Annotated in this window: 13 protein-coding genes and 1 tRNA gene; 4 read left to right on the forward strand and 10 right to left on the reverse strand. The window is 65.2% G+C overall.

Annotated features, from left to right (window positions below):
- Positions 1 to 87: 87 nt before the first annotated feature.
- The 8 genes from ACQPZA_RS26055 to ACQPZA_RS26090 all read right to left on the reverse strand — a co-directional run bounded on the left by ACQPZA_RS26055 (position 88) and on the right by ACQPZA_RS26090 (position 15,865).
- Positions 88 to 5,169 carry an FtsK/SpoIIIE domain-containing protein gene (locus tag ACQPZA_RS26055; protein WP_433274651.1) on the reverse strand — a complete coding sequence of 1,694 codons (5,082 nt, stop codon included), beginning with the start codon at positions 5,167 to 5,169 and terminating at the stop codon, positions 88 to 90.
- The gene (locus ACQPZA_RS26060) at positions 5,166 to 6,524 is read right to left on the reverse strand and encodes a hypothetical protein (protein WP_433274653.1); all 1,359 of its coding nucleotides are present in this window, start codon (positions 6,522 to 6,524) and stop codon (positions 5,166 to 5,168) included. Before ACQPZA_RS26060 ends, ACQPZA_RS26055 begins: the two co-directional genes overlap by 4 nt.
- A complete protein-coding gene (locus ACQPZA_RS26065; RefSeq protein ID WP_433274655.1) occupies positions 6,521 to 8,305 on the reverse strand; it encodes a hypothetical protein in 1,785 nt (594 codons plus the stop codon). Before ACQPZA_RS26065 ends, ACQPZA_RS26060 begins: the two co-directional genes overlap by 4 nt.
- A 333-nt stretch (positions 8,306 to 8,638) precedes the next feature.
- Positions 8,639 to 8,713: transfer RNA gene (locus ACQPZA_RS26070), tRNA-Ile, on the reverse strand.
- 96 nt (positions 8,714 to 8,809) lie between these two features.
- Complete coding sequence (locus ACQPZA_RS26075; protein ID WP_433274657.1) at positions 8,810 to 9,253, reverse strand: hypothetical protein; 444 nt, start codon at positions 9,251 to 9,253, stop codon at positions 8,810 to 8,812.
- A gap of 17 nt (positions 9,254 to 9,270) precedes the next feature.
- Entirely contained in the window at positions 9,271 to 10,662 is a 1,392-nt protein-coding gene (locus ACQPZA_RS26080) for an MFS transporter (RefSeq protein WP_433274659.1), read from the reverse strand.
- A 246-nt stretch (positions 10,663 to 10,908) separates the two neighbouring features.
- On the reverse strand, positions 10,909 to 11,823 hold the full coding sequence (locus tag ACQPZA_RS26085) for an HNH endonuclease (RefSeq protein WP_433274661.1): 915 nt from the start codon (positions 11,821 to 11,823) through the stop codon (positions 10,909 to 10,911).
- Positions 11,824 to 12,595: 772 nt separating this feature from the next.
- Positions 12,596 to 15,865 carry a CHAT domain-containing protein gene (locus ACQPZA_RS26090; protein ID WP_433274663.1) on the reverse strand — a complete coding sequence of 1,090 codons (3,270 nt, stop codon included), beginning with the start codon at positions 15,863 to 15,865 and terminating at the stop codon, positions 12,596 to 12,598.
- Positions 15,866 to 15,959: 94 nt separating this feature from the next.
- On the opposite strand from ACQPZA_RS26090, the gene ACQPZA_RS26095 reads away from it, so the two are divergent.
- From ACQPZA_RS26095 to ACQPZA_RS26105, 3 genes are all read left to right on the forward strand, one after another.
- Positions 15,960 to 16,349, forward strand: coding sequence for a hypothetical protein (locus tag ACQPZA_RS26095; RefSeq protein WP_433274665.1), 390 nt, complete (start codon positions 15,960 to 15,962; stop codon positions 16,347 to 16,349).
- Entirely contained in the window at positions 16,346 to 17,233 is an 888-nt protein-coding gene (locus ACQPZA_RS26100; RefSeq protein ID WP_433274667.1) for a hypothetical protein, read from the forward strand. Before ACQPZA_RS26095 ends, ACQPZA_RS26100 begins: the two co-directional genes overlap by 4 nt.
- Positions 17,234 to 17,458: 225 nt before the next feature.
- Complete coding sequence (locus tag ACQPZA_RS26105) at positions 17,459 to 17,704, forward strand: hypothetical protein (RefSeq protein WP_433274669.1); 246 nt, start codon at positions 17,459 to 17,461, stop codon at positions 17,702 to 17,704.
- Between the two features lie 85 nt (positions 17,705 to 17,789).
- Here ACQPZA_RS26105 and ACQPZA_RS26110 read toward each other — a convergent pair whose 3' ends face one another.
- Complete coding sequence (locus ACQPZA_RS26110; protein ID WP_433274671.1) at positions 17,790 to 18,635, reverse strand: helix-turn-helix transcriptional regulator; 846 nt, start codon at positions 18,633 to 18,635, stop codon at positions 17,790 to 17,792.
- A gap of 100 nt (positions 18,636 to 18,735) precedes the next feature.
- Here ACQPZA_RS26110 and ACQPZA_RS26115 point away from each other — a divergent pair, with 100 nt between their 5' ends.
- A complete protein-coding gene (locus tag ACQPZA_RS26115) occupies positions 18,736 to 19,701 on the forward strand; it encodes an alpha/beta hydrolase family protein (protein ID WP_433274673.1) in 966 nt (321 codons plus the stop codon).
- A gap of 152 nt (positions 19,702 to 19,853) precedes the next feature.
- On the opposite strand, the gene ppdK is transcribed toward ACQPZA_RS26115, so the two are convergent.
- On the reverse strand, positions 19,854 to 22,574 hold the full coding sequence (gene ppdK, locus ACQPZA_RS26120) for a pyruvate, phosphate dikinase (protein ID WP_433274675.1): 2,721 nt from the start codon (positions 22,572 to 22,574) through the stop codon (positions 19,854 to 19,856).
- Between the last annotated feature and the right edge of the window lie 296 nt (positions 22,575 to 22,870).

The following is a 22,870-nucleotide window of genomic DNA, read 5'->3' on the forward strand; positions in this document are numbered from 1 at the left end:
CCCAGACACGCCAAGGCCTCTCAAACACGCTCTAAACGACAAACTCCACTGACTTCTCCGATCAGCCAAGGTTCAGCTCTCCATGATTCAGCGGATAATGAACGGTTCTCGGCAGAACGCCGCCTGCAGTCGAGTCAAACCCTTCGCGGTCTTGAGAAATGCATCACCCTTCCCTGCAAGTGTCTCGGCACCAGCCTCGTCCATGATGATCCGACTGTCGGATGCAGTCTTAACACGCAAAGCAATCTGAGCCGGAAGGTTCGACCGTACAGTAGTGGAGATTACCTCCGCGCTAGGTTTCTGAGTCGCCACAATTAGGTGAATCCCCGATGCGCGGGCTTTTTGCGCCAAGCGCTTCAAAGCTCGTTCAATCTGAACTTTGTCGTCGGGGTCCGAGGTCAGATCCCCATACTCGTCCAGCACTATGATCCACCATGGGAGTCTCACCTCTTTGCCGACCAGGGAGTTGTATTCAGAAATTCGTCGAACACGCTTGTTTTTTAGGATAGTGTACCGTCGCTGCATCTCCTCAACAGCCATTTCTAGTATCCCGAGTGCGTCGACGGCGTCCATCCCAATGCTTCCCTCTACGTGAGGAGAACCCTCAAAGTCAACCAGCTCCGTACCTTTCGGATCAACAAGAAAGAAGCGCACCTGCTCCGCAGAATAATGGCCAATCAACCCACGAATAAGGGTGTCGACTAGGACCGACTTTCCGCTACCCGTCGTGCCCCCGATCAGGAGGTGGGGGGAGTCTGGCGAGGAGAAGTCAACGCCGACTACATTCCCTTGTATGTCTTCACCCAGCGGCACGTATAAGGAATCAGAATTCCAGGTCGTACGAGTCCATATGTTCTCCGCGAACACATCATAGCGCTCAGAGTCCAGCTTAGGGACTTCAAGTACAACGGTTCCGCGATCAACAAATGCGCGTATATCCTGACTCGCCTCAAGCATGAGCGCCAACTTGAGATCATCTTTTCGGTTCATAAGTCGATCGACCGAAACGCCTGACCGAGGAATCACGCGGAGCACATAGAACCCTGGCCCCTCTTCGAATAGGTCCGCTCCAGGCGCGTCGACCAACACGTTATGTGCGGCAAACACGTTTAACATATTATTGTATTTCGAACGAAGCGAATCCAAAGAAAGGCCGCCACGCCCGTCATTGAATAGTCTCGTATCCGAAACCCGCACACCGAGAGTCGCAGAATTTTCAATCGCATCAGCGCCCCCCGCGACGGCATCCCAGTCACCGTTCGAGTCATCTAGACGAAGACTGACACTCTCGTCACCGATTAAGTCGAAGCGGTGCGCGGGTGAAGCTTCACCCACAGCACTATCAATCCGCTCAACCGGCGGAATCTGATCAACCAGTCTATCCAATATTCTTGCAATATCATCGCGAAATAACCTTAGGCAATGATGATTCTGGGGCGTATAACCTCTTGAGCCGTTGCCTGGCTGGTCGTACGCTATAGCGACTGCAATACCGATAAGCTCATCAACGCGGAAGTCGCCGGCGAGCAACTTCGCACGAAAGTCGACGGCCGTGACAGAGTGGGCTCCCAGCGGCCTAAGCGCCGGCAACTCGGATGCCTCCAAACCGCTCTTCGAGGTCTGACTGAGCGCGCCTAGTATCTCCCGCCGCCAAAACACGGCGTCGTCGGCTTCCCGCTCACCGCGACCCGCGTTACCAACAACACCTGCTAGAAGCGAAATTGTCCGGGCCAGTTGCTGATCGGCGATTCCAAGGTCCTCTGCGCTCCGGAACTTGGATTCGACGACGTGCAGGGTCAGGATAAGCTCATCGCCGTCGTCCACGGCGATCACACGGAGCAGATCTGCCCGGGAGCCGCGCGACCCCCCAAACCAGTTTAAATGCTCGTCCAGCGATATCCACCACTCGAAACCGGTTGAACCAGTTGGTGCTGGAAACGCCTCTTCGACGGCGTAGCGGCTTGCTATAAGTCCGACGATCTCCTCCGCCGTTCGGCCAAGCCCAAGGGCCCGCAGTATGACACCCGGCAGTGTATTTCGTCCGACTTCATAGAGTCTCCGTGCAACAATATCTGGTCCATTCCTAAGCTGTAGACGAAAGTCATGCTGCAGCTTACGCGCCAACCGTCGCGTAACGAATCGCGAACCAGTCTCGGAGCTCACAATTAGAGTGTATGTCTCGTTCTTGCCGATCCCTGATCGCACGAGGATGACGTCCGGGCATCCCTCTAGTGCATCGACTTGATCGCGCCCAACAAAGGGGTCGAGAGTAACTACCCAGTGCGCCGACAAATGTAGTGAACGAAATAGTGGGACTCCTGCGTGGAACTGAATTTGCAGAGACAGATAGTCGGTCGCCAAGCCTTCGTCGGGAGAAACCGGTGCATTTCGATAACGCCTAACGCACAAAGTCGACCATGCTTCGAGCAGAGGATCCGGCTCGGCGGGGAGGAGCACCCGCGAAACATTCTCTCGGACCGTTGAACCTGCGGTCGGAACATCATGACTCGTAGGATCAACCCACGGGTCGAACCGACCCGAGATCCCCATCTCCGACCGCCGAGTATTGGCCTGTGCTGATGTTTTAGTACCGAACAGATTTGGAGCTATCGCAATATCAATCTTGTCGACCAAGTGCGCGAGATCAGGGTACGACGCTCCCTCTAGCCACTCATGCAAGATCAACTGCACATTCGGCATGAAGATTGCGGAGCCTATGCCATTAGAGTCAGAGATACCCTCTATCTCACGAGTAATGCGATCATGGTACCGCCGCGGTGTGACGACGTGGAGCTCCACACGCGCGTTCGCATATTCACGTTCTCGAACGCGCTTGAGCAGTCGCACGGCAACTAGCGGATCACCATCTTGCAAAAGTAATAGAAGTGCAATTCCATCGGTTTTGTGGGGATATGCCTCAAGGTACGTTCTAACGACACGCGCTACCTCATCGACGGACGCCTCGTCAATTCCGGCAAGCCAGTCTCTGCGTTCCGTACCTGCCTGCTGGATGGGGGCATATTCTTCATGTAGTCCATACTCCCGCGTTGGAATTGAGAGCGTTTGGTTCCCTCCGCTAGCGAAAGCCGGCTGACGATGTGGAGATACACGATCCAACCAGTCGAAAAACAACTGATCGTTCTCATCGTTTAGAACGAGGCCATTCTCAAGGGAGGAGAGTATTCTTCGAGTCATCTGCTGAGAGTGGGTGGAGATCCATCGAAGCCGGAGTGGATGAGTGGCCAGCATGGCAGTACGATCACGTGGCAAACGGACGGTATCAACGTCCAAAAATTCCTCAAGCTCTGGCTGAGGCGCGTTGTGCGGAACCAACGACTGTCGTGCATCTGAAACGTGGTCTGCCCACCAAGCGCCGAACTCATCAAGAATCGCACTATCCAAACCGGTAACACTTAGCTTGATAAACAACTCGCGCCTTGCGGTTAGCCATTTGTCTGCAAAGCCATCACCCATAGCACGTTCCACTCGCGCGGGCTCCGCTCTGTCACGCCAAGCAGCTGGATCCAGCGCCCGCTGGCACCAATCGTCCAGCGTCTCGTTCAGCCGATCCCCGCAGAGCTCGCTCTGGGTTTGTATGATTTGTGCGAGCCGGACTATGCCTGGTGCGTCCATTGGGCGCCACTCGAACCTGTGGAGCGGATCGAGCTGACCTTGTACTCGAATAGACAGACGTAGTGGACCCCACAGCTCCGCGAGATCAATAGGCGCGTCCTCCTTTTCCGGCGGAAAAAGAGCAGCGATCGACTGAACTGTAAGTAAGGACTCGTCCACGACGAGGCGCGCACCCATCCCGTCCGCCGAGGATAAGCAGATCTCCGACAAGCTTGGGCCGTAGAGGAACGCGAATAGCGCTGCGCTAAGACGGCCCTCCGGATCCTTGAATGATTCACGACGTACTTCGACCGTGCGCGGTTCTTCGTCTGCAGCCCGCTCAAGTCCCTGCAGGCCGTACAGCAGGGCTCGCAGCGGATCCGTCTCTGCTGTTACACGAGGAATGGCAAGTTTCTCAACTCGCCGTTTGATCTGTTTCGGAAGCAGATCGATTACGGCGACCTGCTCATCCTCTGGTTCGGAACGAAGGAGAACCTGCGCCGCTTCCTGCTCGCCTTCGTCTAATCCTGACTCGATCGCAAGGTCGTCGAACTCCTGCACCCTTTCAGGAAACTGTTCGCTCAGTGCGGTTCGAATCCTAGAGCCCAAAGCCGCTTTCGTTGGATTGGTTCGAAACAGTTCGAGCCATACCTTGAGATGAATACGGCTTCTAGCGTCCTCTCCACCTCCTTCAGCGACTTCCCGCATCCAACCTCTTGCAGTAACGGCATCTGGTAGTCGAGCGTCCCTCAATCTATCCGAATCGAAAGCGACTTGCTCGATACGAGCGACGAGATCCTCTTCCGTGATTTCCCTACCAGTGGGATGCAACCGCTGCGCGACATTTTGATTGGTTTGAATCTGGCGCTTTATTGCGCCGGCCACCGCGAACGTCTCAGGATCCGGGAATAGACCAAGCGCAGTCAAAGATTCTCCCACCGCCCGATCTACCGCCGAATGCCCGCTCACCATCTGACTCGCTAACGCGGCGGCCGAAACGTTCGAAAAGCGGATCCAGCGTCTTAGGGATATCTCACTTGTGCGAGACAAGATACCATGAACCTCAGTAATTCTTTTGATCAACTGCTCGGGAGCACCGATTCCCGAGTCCGACTCCACCTGCAATGCCCATGTTGTAGACACGATTGAGCGGAGGCGCTGGCCGGTAACTTCGGGCGTCAAGTCGCGGTCCAGCACAGTTTGGTCGTCGAATGCCACAATATTGGCAATTCCATTGACGTCACTGAATGGATCTAGTTCGATCAGCACCAGACCAGAGACATTGTTGTTGCGGTAGCGGGTCAACGTTTCCCCCGCCGCAAGACGGCGTCCCTCAAGTCCACGGACATCGCGAGTAGTGCCCACCCGAATATCAACCGGCGCGCTCTCGCCGGGAAGAATGAAGCCGTCCAGCGCGGATGCTAAAGCGATGACCTCATCCTCTTCAAAGGAGCGTACGACCACGGCAGCCTGCTCGCCCGGATCCTCAACTGAGCGCAAGAGTTCAGCCTTCACAAGATCCGCTACAACTTGGCCGACTATTCTCGCACTACTCATTGTCTCACCTCTGCGTGCACCATTTGGGTTGCGTCTGAGAATTCAGAGAGTAGCCCCAGCGCTCGAAGCGCCCGAGCCGCATGGCTGCCATTATCCCGGAAATCTGCCAAGTCGATCGATTCAGCGAGCCGGGCTTGAGAAGCAGATCGCTCATCGATTACAAGGCGGAGCCGCTGGAACATGTGATCAGTCATAAACCCGTCGAGTTGCATCTCCTCGCCCGGCTTGAGTAGCGCGTGGACGACAGACTCTAGCAATGGCAGCTGCAACGTAAAATGTCGACGCCCGGTTGACGAGTTCAAGGCACCAACTGCAGCTAGGGTCTCCGTGAAGAAGGCTCTTGGTCCGTTCGTCCACGAATCCCCGCCGCTCAAAAGCTGTTTGATCGTGCTACGTTGCTGCTCCTGATCAGGTTCCTCTTGCATGCCGACCGCGGCGGCACGCAGGGCGTGCACTATTGTCCATCGAGCCTGTTCAAGCCCTTCTCTTGAGAGGGTACGTATAGCACTGCTTCCGTCCCGGAAGTCTACAAGGAAGGTCATCGGCGGGCGATCAAGGAGTAGGCTAGCAAGATCGAGCTGGTGACGCGCGATGCAATATGGTACCCAATGCATCAAGTGCTCGATGCGCCTCGCGGTCGGAGCGAGTTCACGACTAACGATGTTGCAAACGCCTGCACGAAGCAGCTCAATCCAATCCGTCTGGTGGCCATCTAGATCAACCTGAGCTTCGACTCCACCAGAAAATGCGTCTTTTTCCGTTGCCGCGTCGTGGTGGTGCAGTGCTGACGCGATTCGACCGAGAGCTGATCCAGAATCTCCTACCAATGAAGCTAAGCCGAACCGCGTTCTTTCAAGACGCGCACGATCTGGGTCTCGCCGTAGGATCTCGTGGGCGACGACACCACCGCCACGATAAGTGTAGCGCTCGATCTGCGGCCGTCGAGCCCCTCGGCTTCGAACAGCATCGTAATGGATCAGCTCACCCACATACGGATAGAGGTGTAGGTTGAACCACTCGGGCGCCTTGCGCCTTCCTGGGATTTCGACCGCGATTGAAGAGAAGAGGGCTCGCAGTGAATCGATCGCCGCTTCATCTACCTTCTCGCGGTCTTCGTTGGTTAGGTCGCCTGAATCGGTCGCAATTCGCCGAGCATAGTCGTGACTAGTTCGGAAGAATGGCCGGATCGCCTCTCCGTCGGCCAACAAAGGTGTGCCGGCTATTTGATGCCCTCGTAAGATGGCGAAAAGCTCCAGGGCAACGTAGTAGCCGCGCCCTTGTTGGTACAGGCTCCCCCCAAAGCAGCTGGTTACAATCCTGCGTGCTATGAAGTTGCTCGCTGCTCGAGAGCTCATATTTCGACTGCCCGGATTCGGTTCCCAACGTCAATAGCGAGCTTTCTACGCTCACCATCGACCAATACCATTATCTCACCGTCATCATTGCTTACGGAACTGAGGTGAGCGAGCTGAGCGCTCAGGTTGCGTATGTCTGCGTGGAAATGCCGCCTTGCGGTTAAACCCTCCGCATAGCGAAGTATCAGTTCGACCCTGTGCATATCTAGCTCAATCGCCAGCGCGACTTCACCGTTTGCGTTTGAGAAGACGAGGTACACAGACCTGTCTAGCCAGTCGACGGAGTGAGGGATTGAAGCAGCCTCGCCCGAACGCTGCCTCCACCAGTCACTCTGCGCATGGATGCGGACCCTTGAGCTGGTAAATTGCCGAGCAATGACGCTTGCCCTGCTGCGATGAGATGTGAACGCCGGATCAACGACCAGAAAGTTGGCCTGCCGTGAACGTCGTATTCCTTGGATTGCCTCAAGTCCGCGTAGTAGCTCATCTCTGAGACCGACTAGTTGAGTCTCGGCGACGTCGTCAGATGCTGCCAACGAAAATTGGGATGCGAACTTGATGCCGGCACGCTCGGCGCGGGTAATACCGCTTTCAACCGTTCCGCTAAAGAAGAAGTCGCGCCTGCGGAGAAACAGAAAAGCTCGCCGTTGACGATCAGCGTCCCGTCTTGATTGAACTCGCGATCGAGGCGTTTCTTCGACAGCGGCGGAGTCTGGGGGAAGAAATCTTCCTAGGATTTCGTCTGCCTCGGGCACGAGGTAATCGTCGACGCCTCGCAGTGCTGTCCGGCCTGGATCAACTCGTTTGAGGGCCGCAATGAGGCGAACTTGCGCTTGTTGCTTGGCTGTGATGGTCTCACCGAAAATCGCCTGGTGAAAGATGTGGCGATATTGCCAATGAGTTGATGTCTTGGACGCGTGATAGTGGGCGTGAACATCTCGACATCGAAGTCCTCCAGTTATCGCTAGTGCGATCACAATGAGTAGCTCTCGTATTGTTACCACCTGACCCGTATGTTCCACTATCTTCATCAATTGGACGACCCCGTTGCGCCTCTCCTCTCCCTCCCTTCCTTGAGAAAGCAGGCGGTGATTCTCGTAAATTGGGCAGATGTCTCTTGCGTCGCACGGCGCGCAGCTTCGCCATTTCCGCTGGTCTTGCCCCCAGTAGCGCAACAGATGCGCGGTGAGACTTCGCTCGGCGTGGGCAGCTACGCTTTGATAGTTGAGATTCACTACGTGCAGACGCGAGTCCATCGTTGTCGAACCGCTGACGGTGCCCATTTCAAGGACTTCACGAACTGCCGCCAAGCGTTCCGGTTCAGCTTGGACAGTGCTTCGAAGCTTCCCCTCATTGGCGCAAATTATTGTAACTCGATCGGCCGCCTCCAGCGCTTCAATCAGCTTCCGAGGGGCCGACTCGGCGAACTCACTCAGATCCTTGATTATTCGAAGAGACCTGCCCGTTGGCAGCTGCCGAAGGTCTGATTCCCCATCACACTTATCGCGTATGATGGCCGGGACGTTCTCCGCGCCTAATCCGAGGCCGGCAAGGACGCGGGTGCATAAATGCGTCTTCCCGTGTCCAGCATCACCCGTGAGGACCACGACGCCGGTTTGCCGGTCGGCGATGAGTTTTGTAACATAGTCGAACGCTTGCGTTGGAAGCGCATCGCGACTCGACATGTCGACTACGTTTTCTTGATAGAGTTGCGACGAGCTTGCATTAAAGGGTTGGTACCTCGACAGTCGTTCGACGTTCTTGTTGACTTCTAACGTCATGGCACCTCGTCGGAGTTCGCTGGTTGATCGTGGTTACGTTCGTCTGAACACAGCCGAACGCTTGCCGCTATGCGCCGGTAGTCCCCAAACTTGTGTCCAGCCGTAGGGGTGTCGAGAGGGACGGCTGGCCGCGGGCCTGCCGCAGCGAGTCTCGGCTCAGCGCAGCGTCGAGCAAGGTCACCACGAGCATGACGCTACAGAACCGCCGTTCGTCCCCCCGACTCCGTAACCCGGGCGAGACACGATCCATCGGCCTGTTCGTTCTTAGGGGGCATAAGAGGACGGTGGCGATCTTGCCGGCGATGCGCCCCGTCGCCCTGACAGCATGGTTAGTGGGGCGGGTGGGGCTCGAACCCACGACCTGACGGATTATGAGTCCGCTGCTCTGACCAGCTGAGCTACCGCCCCTGACGCGTCGAGGTTAGCGGACCGTCCTCTCAGCTAGGGACTGCGGCTCGCCGTGGAGTGCGGGGCTCGTGATCGTCCCGACGAGCATGAGTCCGATCACGGCCACCCCCCGATCAGCTCCTCGATCACCGCCTTCTCCTCAGGCGAGACGATGGAGGGGTTGCTCATCTGCGGCGCTCGCAGCACCTCAAGCCCGGCAGTCCGAGGATCGGCCCGCAGCTGCTCGCGAGGCAGCACCTCGGGCAGCAGGGTCATCGCCAACCCGACCCGGGGACGCGGCTCGCCGCGCGTGATGACGCCGGTGGTGCGTCCGACCATCCAGATCCCCGGCTCCGGAACCGACGTCGCGTTGCCCGAGACCCAGAGCACGGCGGCCTGATCCGCCTCCACCAGGTCGACGCGGTAGGTGGGATGTGCGCACCATCCGTCGACCGAGCGGCCGTTGCGCAGGCCCAGTTCGAGTTCGGCGAACTCCCGCGGGTTGCAGGTGAAGAGCCACGCCCCGACGTCGGCCGCCGTCAGCCTGGATCGTGCCGCCACAACGTCTCCCTCTTCGACTACGCCCGGCCGGTCACGACGTCGCCCGCCGACCGGGCCAAACGCAGGCCCTCGACCGCCGGCACCAGCAGCACCACTGCAAGCAGGACGAACGCCACGCGGAACGGGCCGGCGACGCCGTGCACCACTCCGACCGCCTCACCGAGGCGCACGAGCAACGCCCCCACCGCGACCCCGAGGCCCGCGCCGAGCTCCTGCAGCGTCGAGAGCAGCGTATTGGCGTGCGTCATCCGACCCGCATCGACGTCGGCGAACGCCACGCTGTTGTAGGCAGTGAAACCGATCGACCGGAAGATCCCGCTCACCGCCAGCACCGCGACGAGCAGCGGCAGGGGTGTCGTCGGTTGCAGGAACGCGATCGCCACCAGGCACGCGGCGGAGGCCGCGACCGCGCCGAGCAGCACCGTGCGAATCCCGAAGCGGCGCATCAGCGGCGTCGTCAGCGGCTTGATGCCCACGTTGCCGAGGAACAGCGCGATCACGGCGAACCCCGCCTGGGCCGCCGACCAGCCGAAGCCGAGCTGGAAGAACAGCGGCAGCAGGAACGGCACAGCGGTGATCACCGCGCGGAAGAGCGAGCCGCTGACCGCCGTCACCCGGTAGGTCGCGACCCGCAGGATCCGTAGATCCACGAGCGGGCGCGGGGCGCGCAGGAGATGCCGCACCGCCGCGCCGAGCAGGACGGCGGCCACGGTGAGCCCGATCCCGACCACCGCCCACCGCGTCTCCCCCGCACCCAGGCTCTCCATCCCGACGACCAGGGCACCGACGCCGAGGGCGGTCAGGACGAACCCGCGACGATCCAGCGGCCCCGCGTCCTCGGCACGCAGGTCGGGCACGAGTCGACGGGTCAGCAGCAGCGCGGCCAGCCCGAGCGGAATGTTGATCAGGAAGATCCAGCGCCACGACGCGTACTCACTCAGCACCCCGCCCAGCACCGGCGCGATCACGGGCGCGGCGAGGGCGGGCCAGGTGAGGTAGGCGATGGCGCGGACCAGGTCGGGCTTGGCGGTCGTCCGCAGCACCACCAGCCGCCCGACCGGCACCATCATCGCGCCGCCCATCCCCTGCAACACCCGCGTGGCGGTCAGGACGGGCAAGGTCGGCGCGGCAGCGCACCCCGCCGAGGCCAGCGTGAACAGCAGCAACGCGATCGTGAACACCCGCCGGGCGCCGAAGCGGTCGGCCAACCAGCCGCTGATCGGGATCAGCACGGCCAGCGTCAGGACGTAGGCGGTGATGGCGATGTTGATGTCGACCGGGCCGACGCCGAAGTCGGCGGCGATGTGCGGGGCCGCCGGCGCGATGATCGTGCCGTCGAGGATCTCCATGAAGAACGCGCCGGCAATGAGGAGCGCCAGGCCCCGGTTCAGACCTGCTTCCTCGCGCACCCGGACACCGTAAACGCCGCAAGAGCGACTCCGGGGGAACGTGTGACGTCGAAGACTCTCGTCGGCTACTCGCCAAGTCCTGGTGCGCCGAAGCGATCATCCTGCCGGCGAACGCGTACGCCTGGAGCGAGGCACAGAGATCTGGACCCTGCACGACCGGCAGTGCCACTACCGATCCGCTGTTGCTTCAAGTATGCCTACTCGATCACACAGAGCTATCTGAGTGACATCGCGGGGCGTACGAGGTCAGCCGCCGGCGCGGAACCGCGCATAGCGCTCCTCCAGGAGATCGACGTTCGGACGCTCGGCCCGGACCTTCGGCAAGGCCATCAGCCGCTGACCGTGACGTCCCTTCAGGCCGTGCTCCAACATCGGACCGTCGATCTCCTTGAGCAAGTCGGCGCGGATCTCGACGACGAGATCCGGCCTGATCCCGAGGACCGAGCTGTCGTAGGCAGCATGGTGGATCTTGCACAGGGCCAGGCCATTGCGGACGGACGCGATTCCGGCCGCCTCTCTGTCGGGCACTATGTGGGCTGCATCCAGCAGCTCTGCGTGTCGCAGCGCGCACACCGCACACCGCGTCTCGTACGCGCGAAGCACCGTCGCACGAAAGACCGGCTGGTGCAGTCGCTGCTTCGTCTGCCGGAGGATGTAGCGCCGTACCTGCTCAGTAATCTCGCCGCCCTTCGACACCAATCCTCGCGCCACATCCGGATCGATGACGAACTGGTGTAACTCCGGTTCCTCCCACAGCAGATACACCGGATAGATCGGCTTGTAGACGCCCTGCGCGACACCGAAGAACCAGATCAGCGGCGCCTGCTCGTCCATGGCGGCCCGAAGCGCTCGGTTCTCCGCATGGTCGGGGTCGTCACCGCGCCACTTGTACCGCAGCAGACCGTCCGGTCCGACCTCGTCGGCGTACGGCCGGTCCTTGCCCTCGACCGTATAGACCGTGCGGATCGACAGCGCCGACGAGAGCTCGCGGGGCTTCCGGATGCCCCGTTGGGCGTCCATGAGGCGGAACGGCTGCCCGGCTACCTCGAAGTCGAGGAGGTCGGACGACGAGATGGGTACCTGCCCGTCATTCGTCCGGACGGTGAGCCAGCGCTGGGCTTCCCTGCGGAGGACCGCGTCGAACTCCGGGCCGTTGATCACGGCAGGACGATACCGGTCAGCCAAGGCCGAGCCGGTATCGCTCGGCGAACAGCACATGGCGCTCAAGCGGAACCGACTCGTCGTCGAGAGTGCACTCGCATCTTTCAGGCGGTCCCGATGGCTGCCTGGTGTGCGACGGCCGCCCGCTCACGCTGCACCGCCACCAGCGCGCGGCGATCGATGTAGCACGGTCCGGCGAGTCCTACGTCCTCACGACGGGCACCAGATCCACGGCTACGGCAAGAGTAGCGAGGCTGTCACCTACGCCCGCTACACCGGCCAGGAGGGCGACGAGCGCCGCAAGGAGATGCGCGACAATCCGCCGGACATTTCTGCTCACCAGCGACGTGATGCTGGAGTTGATGCTCACCCGGCCCGACGACCGACGCTCGCTGATCAAGATGGCCAGCGGTCTGGAGTTCCTCGTCTTCGAGGAGTTGCACACCTACCGCGACCGCCAGTGCGGATGTCGCCCTGCTGATCCTCCGAGTCTCGGTGAGACGCTCGTGCGCGCCACCGGCAATACCCAGGGCGGGCGCGTGGTCCGAGCGAGCAGAGCGAGACGCCACCGAGGGCGAGCAGTCCTGACATCGCGTCCAGACCGTCGCGGGCTCACGAAGGCCAGCCGTTTGACTCATCCTGCCCATTAACCGCGCACATCGACGGCCGGGACGCACACCGACAGGGCTCCCCGGCCGTCAGCCATCAGGTGAGCCCACCAGGGTTCAGCCCTCGCATGCTCTCCCAGACGCCGCAGAACCGGGACCGCGAGTCAGGCGCCGCTGTGCACGTGGGCGGCCCATGTCCAGGGGGCATCGGGCCGCTCGGCACGCATCCGGCGGGTCACCGCGTGCAGGGCGTGCGCGGCCGCCGGTCGGTGCGTGGTGTCGTCGGTGGTTCGAGCCAGTTGGTGGTGCACCTGCTCGGCCATGTGCGCCGCGACCTCGTCACCGACCTCCCACAGGGTGCCGATCGCCTGCGCATACCCGGCCAGCTGGAATGCCGACGCCAGGTGCACGGCCTCGTCCGCGAGGGCGGCGCTGCCCCGCGCGGTGGCACACGCGGACAGATACGCCAGCTGCGCACCGTCCAGCGGTAGCCGGCTCAGCTCGGTGACGGCCAGCGGACCGTCGTGCAGCAACAGGTGGCTGGCCTCGGCGTTCAGCGGATCGCTGCTCGCGTGGCACGCGAAGTGCGCGAAAGCCGCCCTGGGCAACGCCGCGAGCACCGCCTCCGCGGTCGCGGCGGGCCCGACCAGCACCTCCGGTGCGGCTCCCCTGCCGGTGAACCCGGCGGCAAACGCGGTGGCCTCGCGCGCCGTCGCCGGCAGCGCGGCATGGCCCGGTGTCTCCGGCATGGCCACCGCCAGCGCGGTGCGTTCCCCGGCCGGCACCGGCCGCGCACGGCTGTGCAACAGCGCGCGCATGGTCGGCGTGTACGACGAGACCACCCGGTCCAGCACGGACGCGCCGGGAACGTCGTGACGGCCGGCGGCATGCAGGGGAAGGAAGTTCAGCGGCCCGCTCGGTGACCACCACACCCGCGGCCACGGCGCCCCGCCGCCCGGGTGCACAACCGGCCCCGCCACCACCAGCACCGGCTCGGCCAGCACGTCCCACAGCCAGGCGAGCGTGTCGACCACGGCTCGTCCGGCCATGCCGCGCACCAGCCGGTTCGGTTCCGCCGAGGACAGCGTCGCGATCGCGTCGCGGAACGCGCCGGCCTGCTCCACCAGCTCGTCCACTCGCAGCCGCGGCAGCGGCACCACCGCCGCGGTGCCGTCGCGCAGTACCAGCGCGTCGCAGCGGGAGCGATCGAGGTTGACGGCGATCACGGGCCCGTGCGCGGCGGCCGGTGCCAGCTCGGCGAAGGTGACGATCGGCGGCAGCAGGAACCGGTCGAACCCGGGCAGGGCCCGGATCTGCTCGAGCAGGGCGTTCCACTCCCGGGTCAGCGCCTCGTGCGGCTGGGTCACGAAGAGGGAGCCGGCATGCAGGCTCCCGCGCAGCGCCACGAACCGGTCGGCCAGTCGCGGCGCGGCGGCGTGTAGCCGGTCCAGCTCGTGCCGGGTGATCAGCGCGGACGTCAGCAGGTGGGCCCGACCGGCCTCCCAGGACGTCAGGGCGCCCTCGGCATCACCGTCGACGATCTTGAGTGTCACGAGCGGATTGCTCACGGTCGCGGCTTCGAGGGACGGCCGTTCGCTCACCGGCTCGTGGCCGGTCGGGTCTCGCAGCAGAGCCGCCGCACCCCAGAGATACAGCAGCGCGGCATCGGGTGGCTGCTCGGCGGTGATGGTCTGACGGGCGGCGTCCACCGCTTCGTGGAACGTCCCGTCCTCATTGGTGATCAGGTAGCGGCTGAACAGCGCGTTGGCCAGCGAGATCTGCTCGGAGCGCCGGCCCGGGTCATCGGGCGACAGAGCAGCGAGCTTCAGCCGACTCCGCGTGATGGCTTCGTTGGCCTCGGCCACCGTCTCGAACGGCGACGACATGGCGGTACCGATGGCGACGTGGCCCTGCACCTGACCCTTGTCGGTGAACCGCTGCTCCAACGCATTTGCCGCTGCTTGCATCAGCAACGGCAACCGCTCGGGGAGCTCCCGTGCGCGGGCTTCGGGGTCGGTGATCTGCTCGGTGGAAAGGAAAAGGTGGATGGCTTGCACTCGGCTGTGCTCCGGGGAGCCTGGAGGCAGCTCGCGCAGCGCCCGCTCGTGGAGCTCGATGATCTCGTTGAGATCGCTTCGATCCGCGGGCGGCGTGGGCGTCTCCAGTGTCAGCATGGATGACGGTCCGCCTCCGGAACCGGGACCCAGCATGAACTCCCGCGACATGTCGTCGAGCGACTGAAAGGCCGATCGCGCGAGGTACTCCAGATCGCGAAAGAACTGGGGGTTCGTCGTCACCGCATCGACCAGCCGCGAGCCGGTGCCGAGCCGATCCTGGAGGGCGGCCGCCAGCCCGTCCGCAAAGCCGCCCTCGTCGGGCGCCGGTCGACGTGCCTGCCCGGGCTGCCGGTGCTTGCGTTCCAGATCGGTGAGCAGCTCGCGTAGCTGCTGTCGCTGCTTGTCGATCGCCATCTGCGACTTGTCGAACTCGGCCAATGCGCGATCGAGCTCCGGAGGTGCCCCACCTCGCTTCGCCCGTTCCTGGTCCAGCCCCGAGCGCACGTCGCCGACATTTCGGCCGAGCTCGTCCAGTCGGTCGAGCGCCTGCCACATCTGTCCGAGCATCCCGCCCGGCGCCCAGGCCTCGGCGCGGCGGGCACCCTCCTCCGCACTCCGGATCAGGCCCGGGTCACCGCCGGACGTCGGGTCCGCCGCGGTCCGGAACAAGCGTGCGGCCTCTGCCATCAGTGGCCTGTCCCCGGCCCGTTCGGCCTTGACGACCAGCGCAATTGCCAGGCCGGCCGCGCACCGGGCGTAGTGTTGACCACCTGCCGAAACGACGTCGAACGCCTCCCGGAACACCGTGATGAGCTCGTCGACACGCTCTTCGGGTGGATCCATGCCGGCCAGTTCCTCGGCATGCATCAGCGCGTAGCCCTGCGCACAGAGGCCCGCGGGCCGTGCCTCGTGCCCCGCCGGCAGCAGGCTGACCGCCAGCTCGGCGAGCCCCGCCACCAGCCCGTCCCGATCCTTCTCGCCGCGCCGTCCCAGCCGTTCGACCAGCAACCAGACCACGTCGGTCACCGCTCGGCCCATGACCTGCGCCGGGGTGTCTCCGGCCTGTACCAACGCCTCCCGCACCGGCTCCAGCCAGAGCCGTACCCCCTCCGGCAGCGCATCCGGATTGCTCAGCAGCACCGGCAGCAGGAGGACCGCGGCGGTCAACCAATCCTGCTTCCCTTCGGCGCCGAGCAGCTCACCACGCGCCACATGACACACTCCGACCAGGTACGCCACCTGCACGTCCAGGTCCCCGGGGATGGCCAGGAAGCCCAGTAGCTGGTCGAGGTCTGCCCGCGTGTCCTCGGCGAGTATCGCCTCGGGATCGCCCGCCTCGAGCCGGGCAGCAACCGCCGCGAGTAGCCGATCACGCACGTCCGGTGACACTAGCGGTCCACCCACATGGCGTCGATGCACTGTGGACACTCACCTACACTTCCCGAGCCGGCACCGGCCTCTGGGGGGAATCGTGGGTGAGCAGCAGGTCGAGCGGGACAGCTTGGCTCGCTTCTGCGCCGACATCGGCCCGCTGCGGGCACTGCTGCGCGGCCCGGCGGGAGCGGCCGCCCGCGCCCAGGTCGAACTGGTGATCCGGGCCGCCCGCCGCGGCGAACCGGTCGCCGAGCTGATCGCGGCGCTCGACCCGACGGACGCCGCGGACGTGGACGGCGAGTCGTCGCGCGATGCGCTGCCGCCGCGGCTGTCCGGCGTTGCGCTCCCACCGGTGACCGGCGGCTATGTCTGCCCCGTCGACCTGTGCAACCGGGTCGAGTCGCGCCGGGCCGGTTCCCCGGTGCCCCGGTGTGATGTGCACCAGCAGGCGCTGCGCTTCCACACCGACGGTGAGCCGCCCCGGTGAACGCCGTCGTCACCGAGATCGGCAAGAAGCTGGCCGAACGCTGGGTGGCGCTCCTGGTGCTGCCAGGTCTGTTATTCACCGCCACGGCGACCGCCGCAGCGCTGCTCGGCCACCGGCATTGGGCCGATCTCGAGATGCTGGGGCGACGGCTGGCGCAGCTGGTGCCGCCCGACGCCGGTGCGTCGGGCGACTTGTCCCGGACGGTGTTGTTGCTGCTGGTACTGCTGGTGGCATCGGTGGGCAGCGGGTTGCTCGCGAACGCCCTCGCGACGCCCGTCGAGCATGCCCTCGCGGGCCGCTGGCCCGCGCCGTTGCGGCGACCGGCACGCGCCTGTACCCGTCGCCGACGCGCCGCCTGGGTGCGTGCGAACCAGGAGTGGGAACGCGCCCGCGACGCGGGTGAACGCGACCGCCTCGCCGAACTGGCCGAACGCCGAAACCGCATCGCGCTGATCGAGCCGATCAACGCGACCTGGATCGGGGACCGACTGGACGCGCCGACGCTGCGGGTCCACCAGGAGTACGGCGTCGACCTCACCTTCCTCTGGCCCCGGCTCTGGTTGTTGCTGCCGGAGAGCTCACGAAACCCACTATCAGTCGGCCGACGCCAACTGGACGAGGCCGCCACGCTCGGCGGATGGGGGCTGCTCTACCTGGCACTTGGTGCAGTGTGGTGGCCGTCCGCGATCATCGGCGCGGTCCTGGGTCTGATCGGCTGGCGGCGATGTCGATCGGCGGCCGACGTCTACGCCGGCCTGGTCGAAGCGGCCGTGGACGTGCACCTCGAGGAGCTGGTTGACCGGTTCACCGACGACCAGGGCGTGCGGCCCGCCCGCCCGCACTGGGGCCAACAGATCACCGAGCGATTCCGCAAAGGCATCTGACGATGTGGCGCGTTGCGGCTGTTCTGCCGACTGTTGCCATTCTGGCCGCATGCAGCACGAGCGATCCCCGCCCTGGCGCCCCCGGGCGAATCGACGGCGGCAACGGCGCTCAGGTCGGCGGCGCCGATCACGGCCGACATCGAGCCTGACTCGCCGGTGCCGCCCCCGGGCCCACCGCAGCCCGGGTGGACGTACAACCCGGTCCCCGATCCGACCGTCGGTGTCGTGTACCCCTACCTGCTGTACGTGCACTGCGGGATCCGGACTGCGCGGTTCGGCGGCAGGACGTGGCTCGCGGAGACACCCGTCCCGAACCCGGCACCGGAGGAGGTCGCCGCCGGCCGGTGGGACGCCCGGCAGGTCGAGCGCGGGACGATGACGCTCGTCGAGCCGGACCTTCTCCGTTGGGACGGGTGGCAGGGCCCGATCTACTTCCGGCCGGCCTCGACGGATCCGGCACCGTGCGCGTGACCGCGAGAGTGTCGGAGTCAGCGGGGGTTCCGGGAGGCGCCGGGACAGTTCGTCCGGTGCGAGGTTTTGTGCGTGTCCAGAGTGTTCACTCCGCCTCGAAGAACTGCTGGGTGCCGATCACGCGTAGCAGCTCGAGCTTCTCGGCGGCGTCGGTGCCCTCCAGGGGCAGGAGGATTCGCATCCGGATACCGTTCTCGGGCGTCCCGAGCAACTGGCAACGCAGCCGGACCAGCCCGACCTCGGGGTGCTGGACATCCTTCAGATCGGCGCGTCGGACGGCCACGTCGTGCCGGTCCCACAGCATCCGGAACTCCGCACTGTGCACGGCGAGGTCATTCACCAGTTCCATGATCTGATCGTCCTCGGCGCGGCGGGAGTAGGTGGCACGAAGGTCGCTGACATGAGCCGCCGACAGCCGGACCCGATCTGCTTCCGGAACGCGATCACGGGAGGCTGGGCGCGTGAACCAACGCCAGTAGACGTTGCTGTCACGGCCGGGGCGAAGCTCGCCGCGGCAGTGCAGGGCGTCATCGAGCGCGTTGGTGTAGAGCACCTCGCCGAGCTCGTTGTAGACGCACGTCGGCAGGTTATCCAGGTGGGCGACGAGTTGACGCAGGTTTGGGTCGATGTGACGACCGACCTGACGCGACGGGATCGGCACACCGGCGAGGCGGAAGAGATGGTCCTTCTGATCCGGGGTGCACCGCAAAGCGCGAGCGAGCGCGCTAACGACCGATTCCGACGGGTCGGAGCCGCGGGCCTGCTCCAGCCGCGCGTAGAAGTCGCTCGAGACGCCGGCCAGCACGGCGACCTCCTCGCGTCGCAAGCCGGGCGTCCTGCGCCGCGACGTCTCGGGCAGGCCGACCTCCGACGGCGAGAGCCCCTCACGCCGTCGACGCAAGAATTCGGCAAGTCCGGGCCGGTCGATCACCTCATCAGCATGCCCACGCGGGCGCCCCGCATCCAGGACCAGGCTGGTCCGGGACGGACCGGCCCTGGCAGGCCACGACGATCGGCCGCACGGTGGCTCCATGACCAACAACTACGTCCAGCTCGCCCGGAGCATCCCCGTCCCGGAGGCGGTGCCAACCGTCTCGGTCAACCCGGTCACCCTGCCGGCACCCGACCGCGGCCTCCCGCTGGAGCTGCGGGTCACGGCACCCCTGCACGGCGATGCCCTGGCGATCGTGCTGCTGTCCCATGGTGGCGGCAGCTCGCGCTATCTGAGGTCCAAGGACGGCTATTCGCCCCTCGTCGACTTCTACGCGAGCCACGGATTTGCCGTTGTCCAACCGACCCATCTGAGCTCCCCCAGTGGCGGACTCGGCCTGGACAAGGACGCTCCCGGCCACCCGCTGTTCTGGCGTTCACGGATCGACGACTTCGGGCTGATCCTCGACAATCTGGACGCCGTCGAGGCCCAGGCGCCGGTCGTCGCCGGACGGCTCGATTCGGCGCGCATCGCCGTCGTGGGTCACTCAGCGGGTGGTAACACCGCCAGCGCGCTGCTCGGCGCGCGGGCCACCGACCCGGCCGGCGGCGCCGTCCTCGACCTGCTCGAGCCCCGCATCAGCGCAGGTGTGCTGCTCGCCTCGACCGGCAGCGGCGAGGGCATGACCAGCACCATGCGCGAGCAGTACCCCGAGCTGGAAGCCGACTTCTCGCACCTGACCACGCCAACCTTGGTCGTCCACGGCGACCTCGACGGGAACCCCGCCGCGTCCACCCGCGGCGCCGACTGGCACGCGGAGCCTTACCACCTCAGCCCAGGCGCCGACGCCCTGCTGACCCTGCCCGGCGCGAAGCACTACCTGGGCGGCGTCATGGGCTACAGCCTTGCCGAGACCGACGACGAAGACCCCGAACGGCTCGCGGTCACCCAGCGCATGACATGGGCCTACCTGCGATCGGCCCTCCACGCCGGTGACCCCGCGTGGCAGCAGGCCACCGACGCGATTCGCGGCAACCCGGTCCTCGGAAGGGTGCACACCAAGTAGCCGCCACAGCGCTGTGTGCGGGTGGCACCGCACGCCGCAGGTTCCCCCTGAAACGTCCACGATGTGACGGTGCGTCGACCCGCGTCACGTCATCCGGCGACAGGTACCCCGGTGGCGAAGGCTCGACGCCGGCCGCCGAGTGACGGCGCTCGTCAGCGGGCTCCGGCCAGGCCGGCGGCGGTGTCGTCGTGGGTGATGGCGGCGCGGCCCGCCTCGAGGCGGGCGACGGGTATGCGGAACGGGCTGCAGGAGACGTAGTCGAGCCCGACCTCGTGGAAGAAGTGCACGGACTCCGGGTCGCCGCCGTGCTCGCCGCACACCCCCATCTTGAGCCCCGGCCGCGCCCGCCGGCCCTCCTCGACGGCGATGCGGACGAGCCTGCCGACGCCGATGGCGTCGAGCGTCTCGAAGGGCGACACGGTGAACACGCCCTTGTCCAGGTAGGCGGCGAAGAAGGCCGCCTCGACGTCGTCGCGGGAGAACCCCCACGCGGTCTGGGTGAGGTCGTTGGTGCCGAACGAGAAGAAGTCGGCTGCCTCGGCGATCCTCGCCGCGGTGAGCGCCGCTCGGGGCAGCTCGATCATCGTTCCGACGGGAATGTCGAGGGTGACGCCCTCCCGCTCGGCGACATCGGCGAGAACGCCGTCCGTCTCGTCCCGGATCAGGTGCAGCTCCATCACCGACCCCACGAGCGGAACCATGATCTCCACCTGCGGGTCGCCGCCGGCCTTGATGCGATCCGCGGCCGCCTCGGCGATCGCGCGGACCTGCATCGCGAACAACCCGGGCACGACCAGCCCCAACCGCACACCTCGCAGGCCCAGCATCGGGTTGGACTCGTGCAGCCTCTCCACCGCGGCGAGCAGCGTCTCGTCGGCGGCGGTGTCCTCCCCGCGTTCCCGTCCGACCGCGACCCGGACGGACAGCTCGGTCCGGTCGGGCAGGAACTCGTGCAGCGGCGGGTCGAGCAGGCGGATCGTCACCGGCAGCCCGTCCATCGCCTCCAGCAGCTCGACGAAGTCGCCGCGCTGTCTCGGCGTCAACGCCTCCAGCGCCGAGGACCGCGCGGCAGCGGAGTCGGCGAGGATCAGGCGCTCGACGAGCGCGCGCCGGTCGCCGAGGAACATGTGCTCGGTCCGGCACAGGCCGATGCCCTCGGCGCCGAGCCGGCGGGCGCGCGCCGCGTCCTCGCCGGTGTCGGCGTTGGCCCGCACGCCGAGGCGCCGGGTGGCGTCGGCGTGGGTGAGGATGCGGTGCACGGCCTGCACCAGCTCGGCGGTCTCCTCGTCCACCTCGGACAGCGCGGTGTCCAGGCCCTCCTCCAGGTACGTCGCTACCGGTGAGGTCATCACCGGCACGTCGCCGAGGAACACCTCGCCGGTGGACCCGTCGATGGCGATGACGTCACCCTCGCTGACGACGATGTCGCCGACGCGCGCGGTGCGGGCCGCGGCGTCGACGTCGATGGCCTCCGCCCCGCACACGCAGGTGCGGCCCATGCCGCGGGCCACCACCGCGGCGTGCGAGGTCTTGCCGCCGCGGCTGGTCAGCACCCCGGCGGCCGCGATCATGCCCTCGAGGTCGTCCGGGTTGGTCTCCCGGCGCACGAGGATGACCGAGTCGCCGGCGGCGTGACGCGCGACGGCCGTGGCGGAGTCGAACACGGCCTCCCCCACGGCCGCGCCCGGCGATGCGGCCAAGCCGGTGGCGAGTCGGGTCCGAGTGGCGGAGCGGTCGAACTGCGGGAACATCAGTCGTGCGAGCTGGTCACCCGTGACCCGCTGCAACGCCTCGTCCAGCGTGATCAGCTGCTCGTCGACCAGCTGGACGGCGATCCGGAACGCGGCGGCGGCGGTGCGCTTGCCGACCCGCGTCTGCAGCATCCACAGCGTGCCGCGCTCGATGGTGAACTCGATGTCGCACAGGTCCCGGTAGTGGGTCTCCAACCGGCGCATCACCGCGTACAGCTGCCTCGCCGACCCCGGGTCACGCTCGGCCAGGTCCGCCAGGGTGAGGGTGTTGCGGATGCCGGCGACGACGTCCTCGCCCTGCGCGTTGGGCAGGTAGTCGCCGTAGACGCCCTGCCGGCCGCTGGCCGGGTCGCGGGTGAAACACACCCCGGTCCCCGAGTCCGGGCCCAGGTTGCCGAACACCATCGCGACCACGTTCACCGCGGTGCCCAGGTCGTGCGGGATCCGCTCGCGGCGGCGGTAGAGCCGCGCCCGCTCGGTGTTCCAGGAGTCGAACACGGCGTTCATCGCCAGGTCGAGCTGCTCGCGCGGCTGCTGCGGGAACGACCGTCCCGTCTCCTGGTGCACCACCTTCTTGTAGGCCTCGACGAGCTCCTCGAGGTCGTTCGCGTCGAGGTCGACGTCCTGGGTGACGCCGCGCGTGCGCTTCATGGCGTCCATCGCCTCGACGAACGACTCCCCGTCGATGCCGAGCACGGTCCTGCCGAACATCGCGATCAGCCGCCGGTAGGAGTCCCAGGCGAACCGCTCGTCGCCCGACACGGCGGCGAGACCCCGCACCGACACATCGTTCAGCCCGATGTTGAGAACGGTCTCCATCATCCCGGGCATCGAGAACTTCGCCCCCGAGCGCACCGACACCAGCAGAGGATCCTTCGGGTCCCCGAGCTGCCGGCCGACCTTGTCCTCCAACGCCCGCAGCGCCCGCGTCACCTGCACCCGCAGCTCCGGCGGCACCACCCCGTCGGCCAGGTACCGCCGGCACGCCTCGGTCGTCACCGTGAAGCCCGGCGGCACCGGCAGGCCGAGCCGCGTCATCTCGGCAAGGTTGGCCCCCTTGCCTCCCAGCAGGTCCTTCTGGTCCTTGCCGCCCTCGCTGAACTCGTACACGTACTTCGGCATCAGCTCAACCTCACGGAAGCCGGCGTCAGGGCGCGGCCACCCCCGCACTCTGGACCTGGCGGTGCGGGTTTTCAACAGCACGTTGCGACGGTGGCGCGCTCGGACGGGTCGCTCCTGGCCCCTCCCTGCTGCAGCGGAGCAGGCCCAGAAAGCCAATGAGCTGGCCGCCTCGTGGGTCAGCGCGAACCTGGCCGACCGGATTCAGCTCGAGACCACCCAGGTCGGGGACTTCCTGTTCTTCGAGAGCGTCTGACGATCAGGCGGGTGACGTCGCAAGGCACTGTCGCGCCGTTCCG

The organism is Pseudonocardia xinjiangensis (assembly GCF_050948425.1).
Lineage (GTDB): Bacteria > Actinomycetota > Actinomycetes > Mycobacteriales > Pseudonocardiaceae > Pseudonocardia > Pseudonocardia xinjiangensis.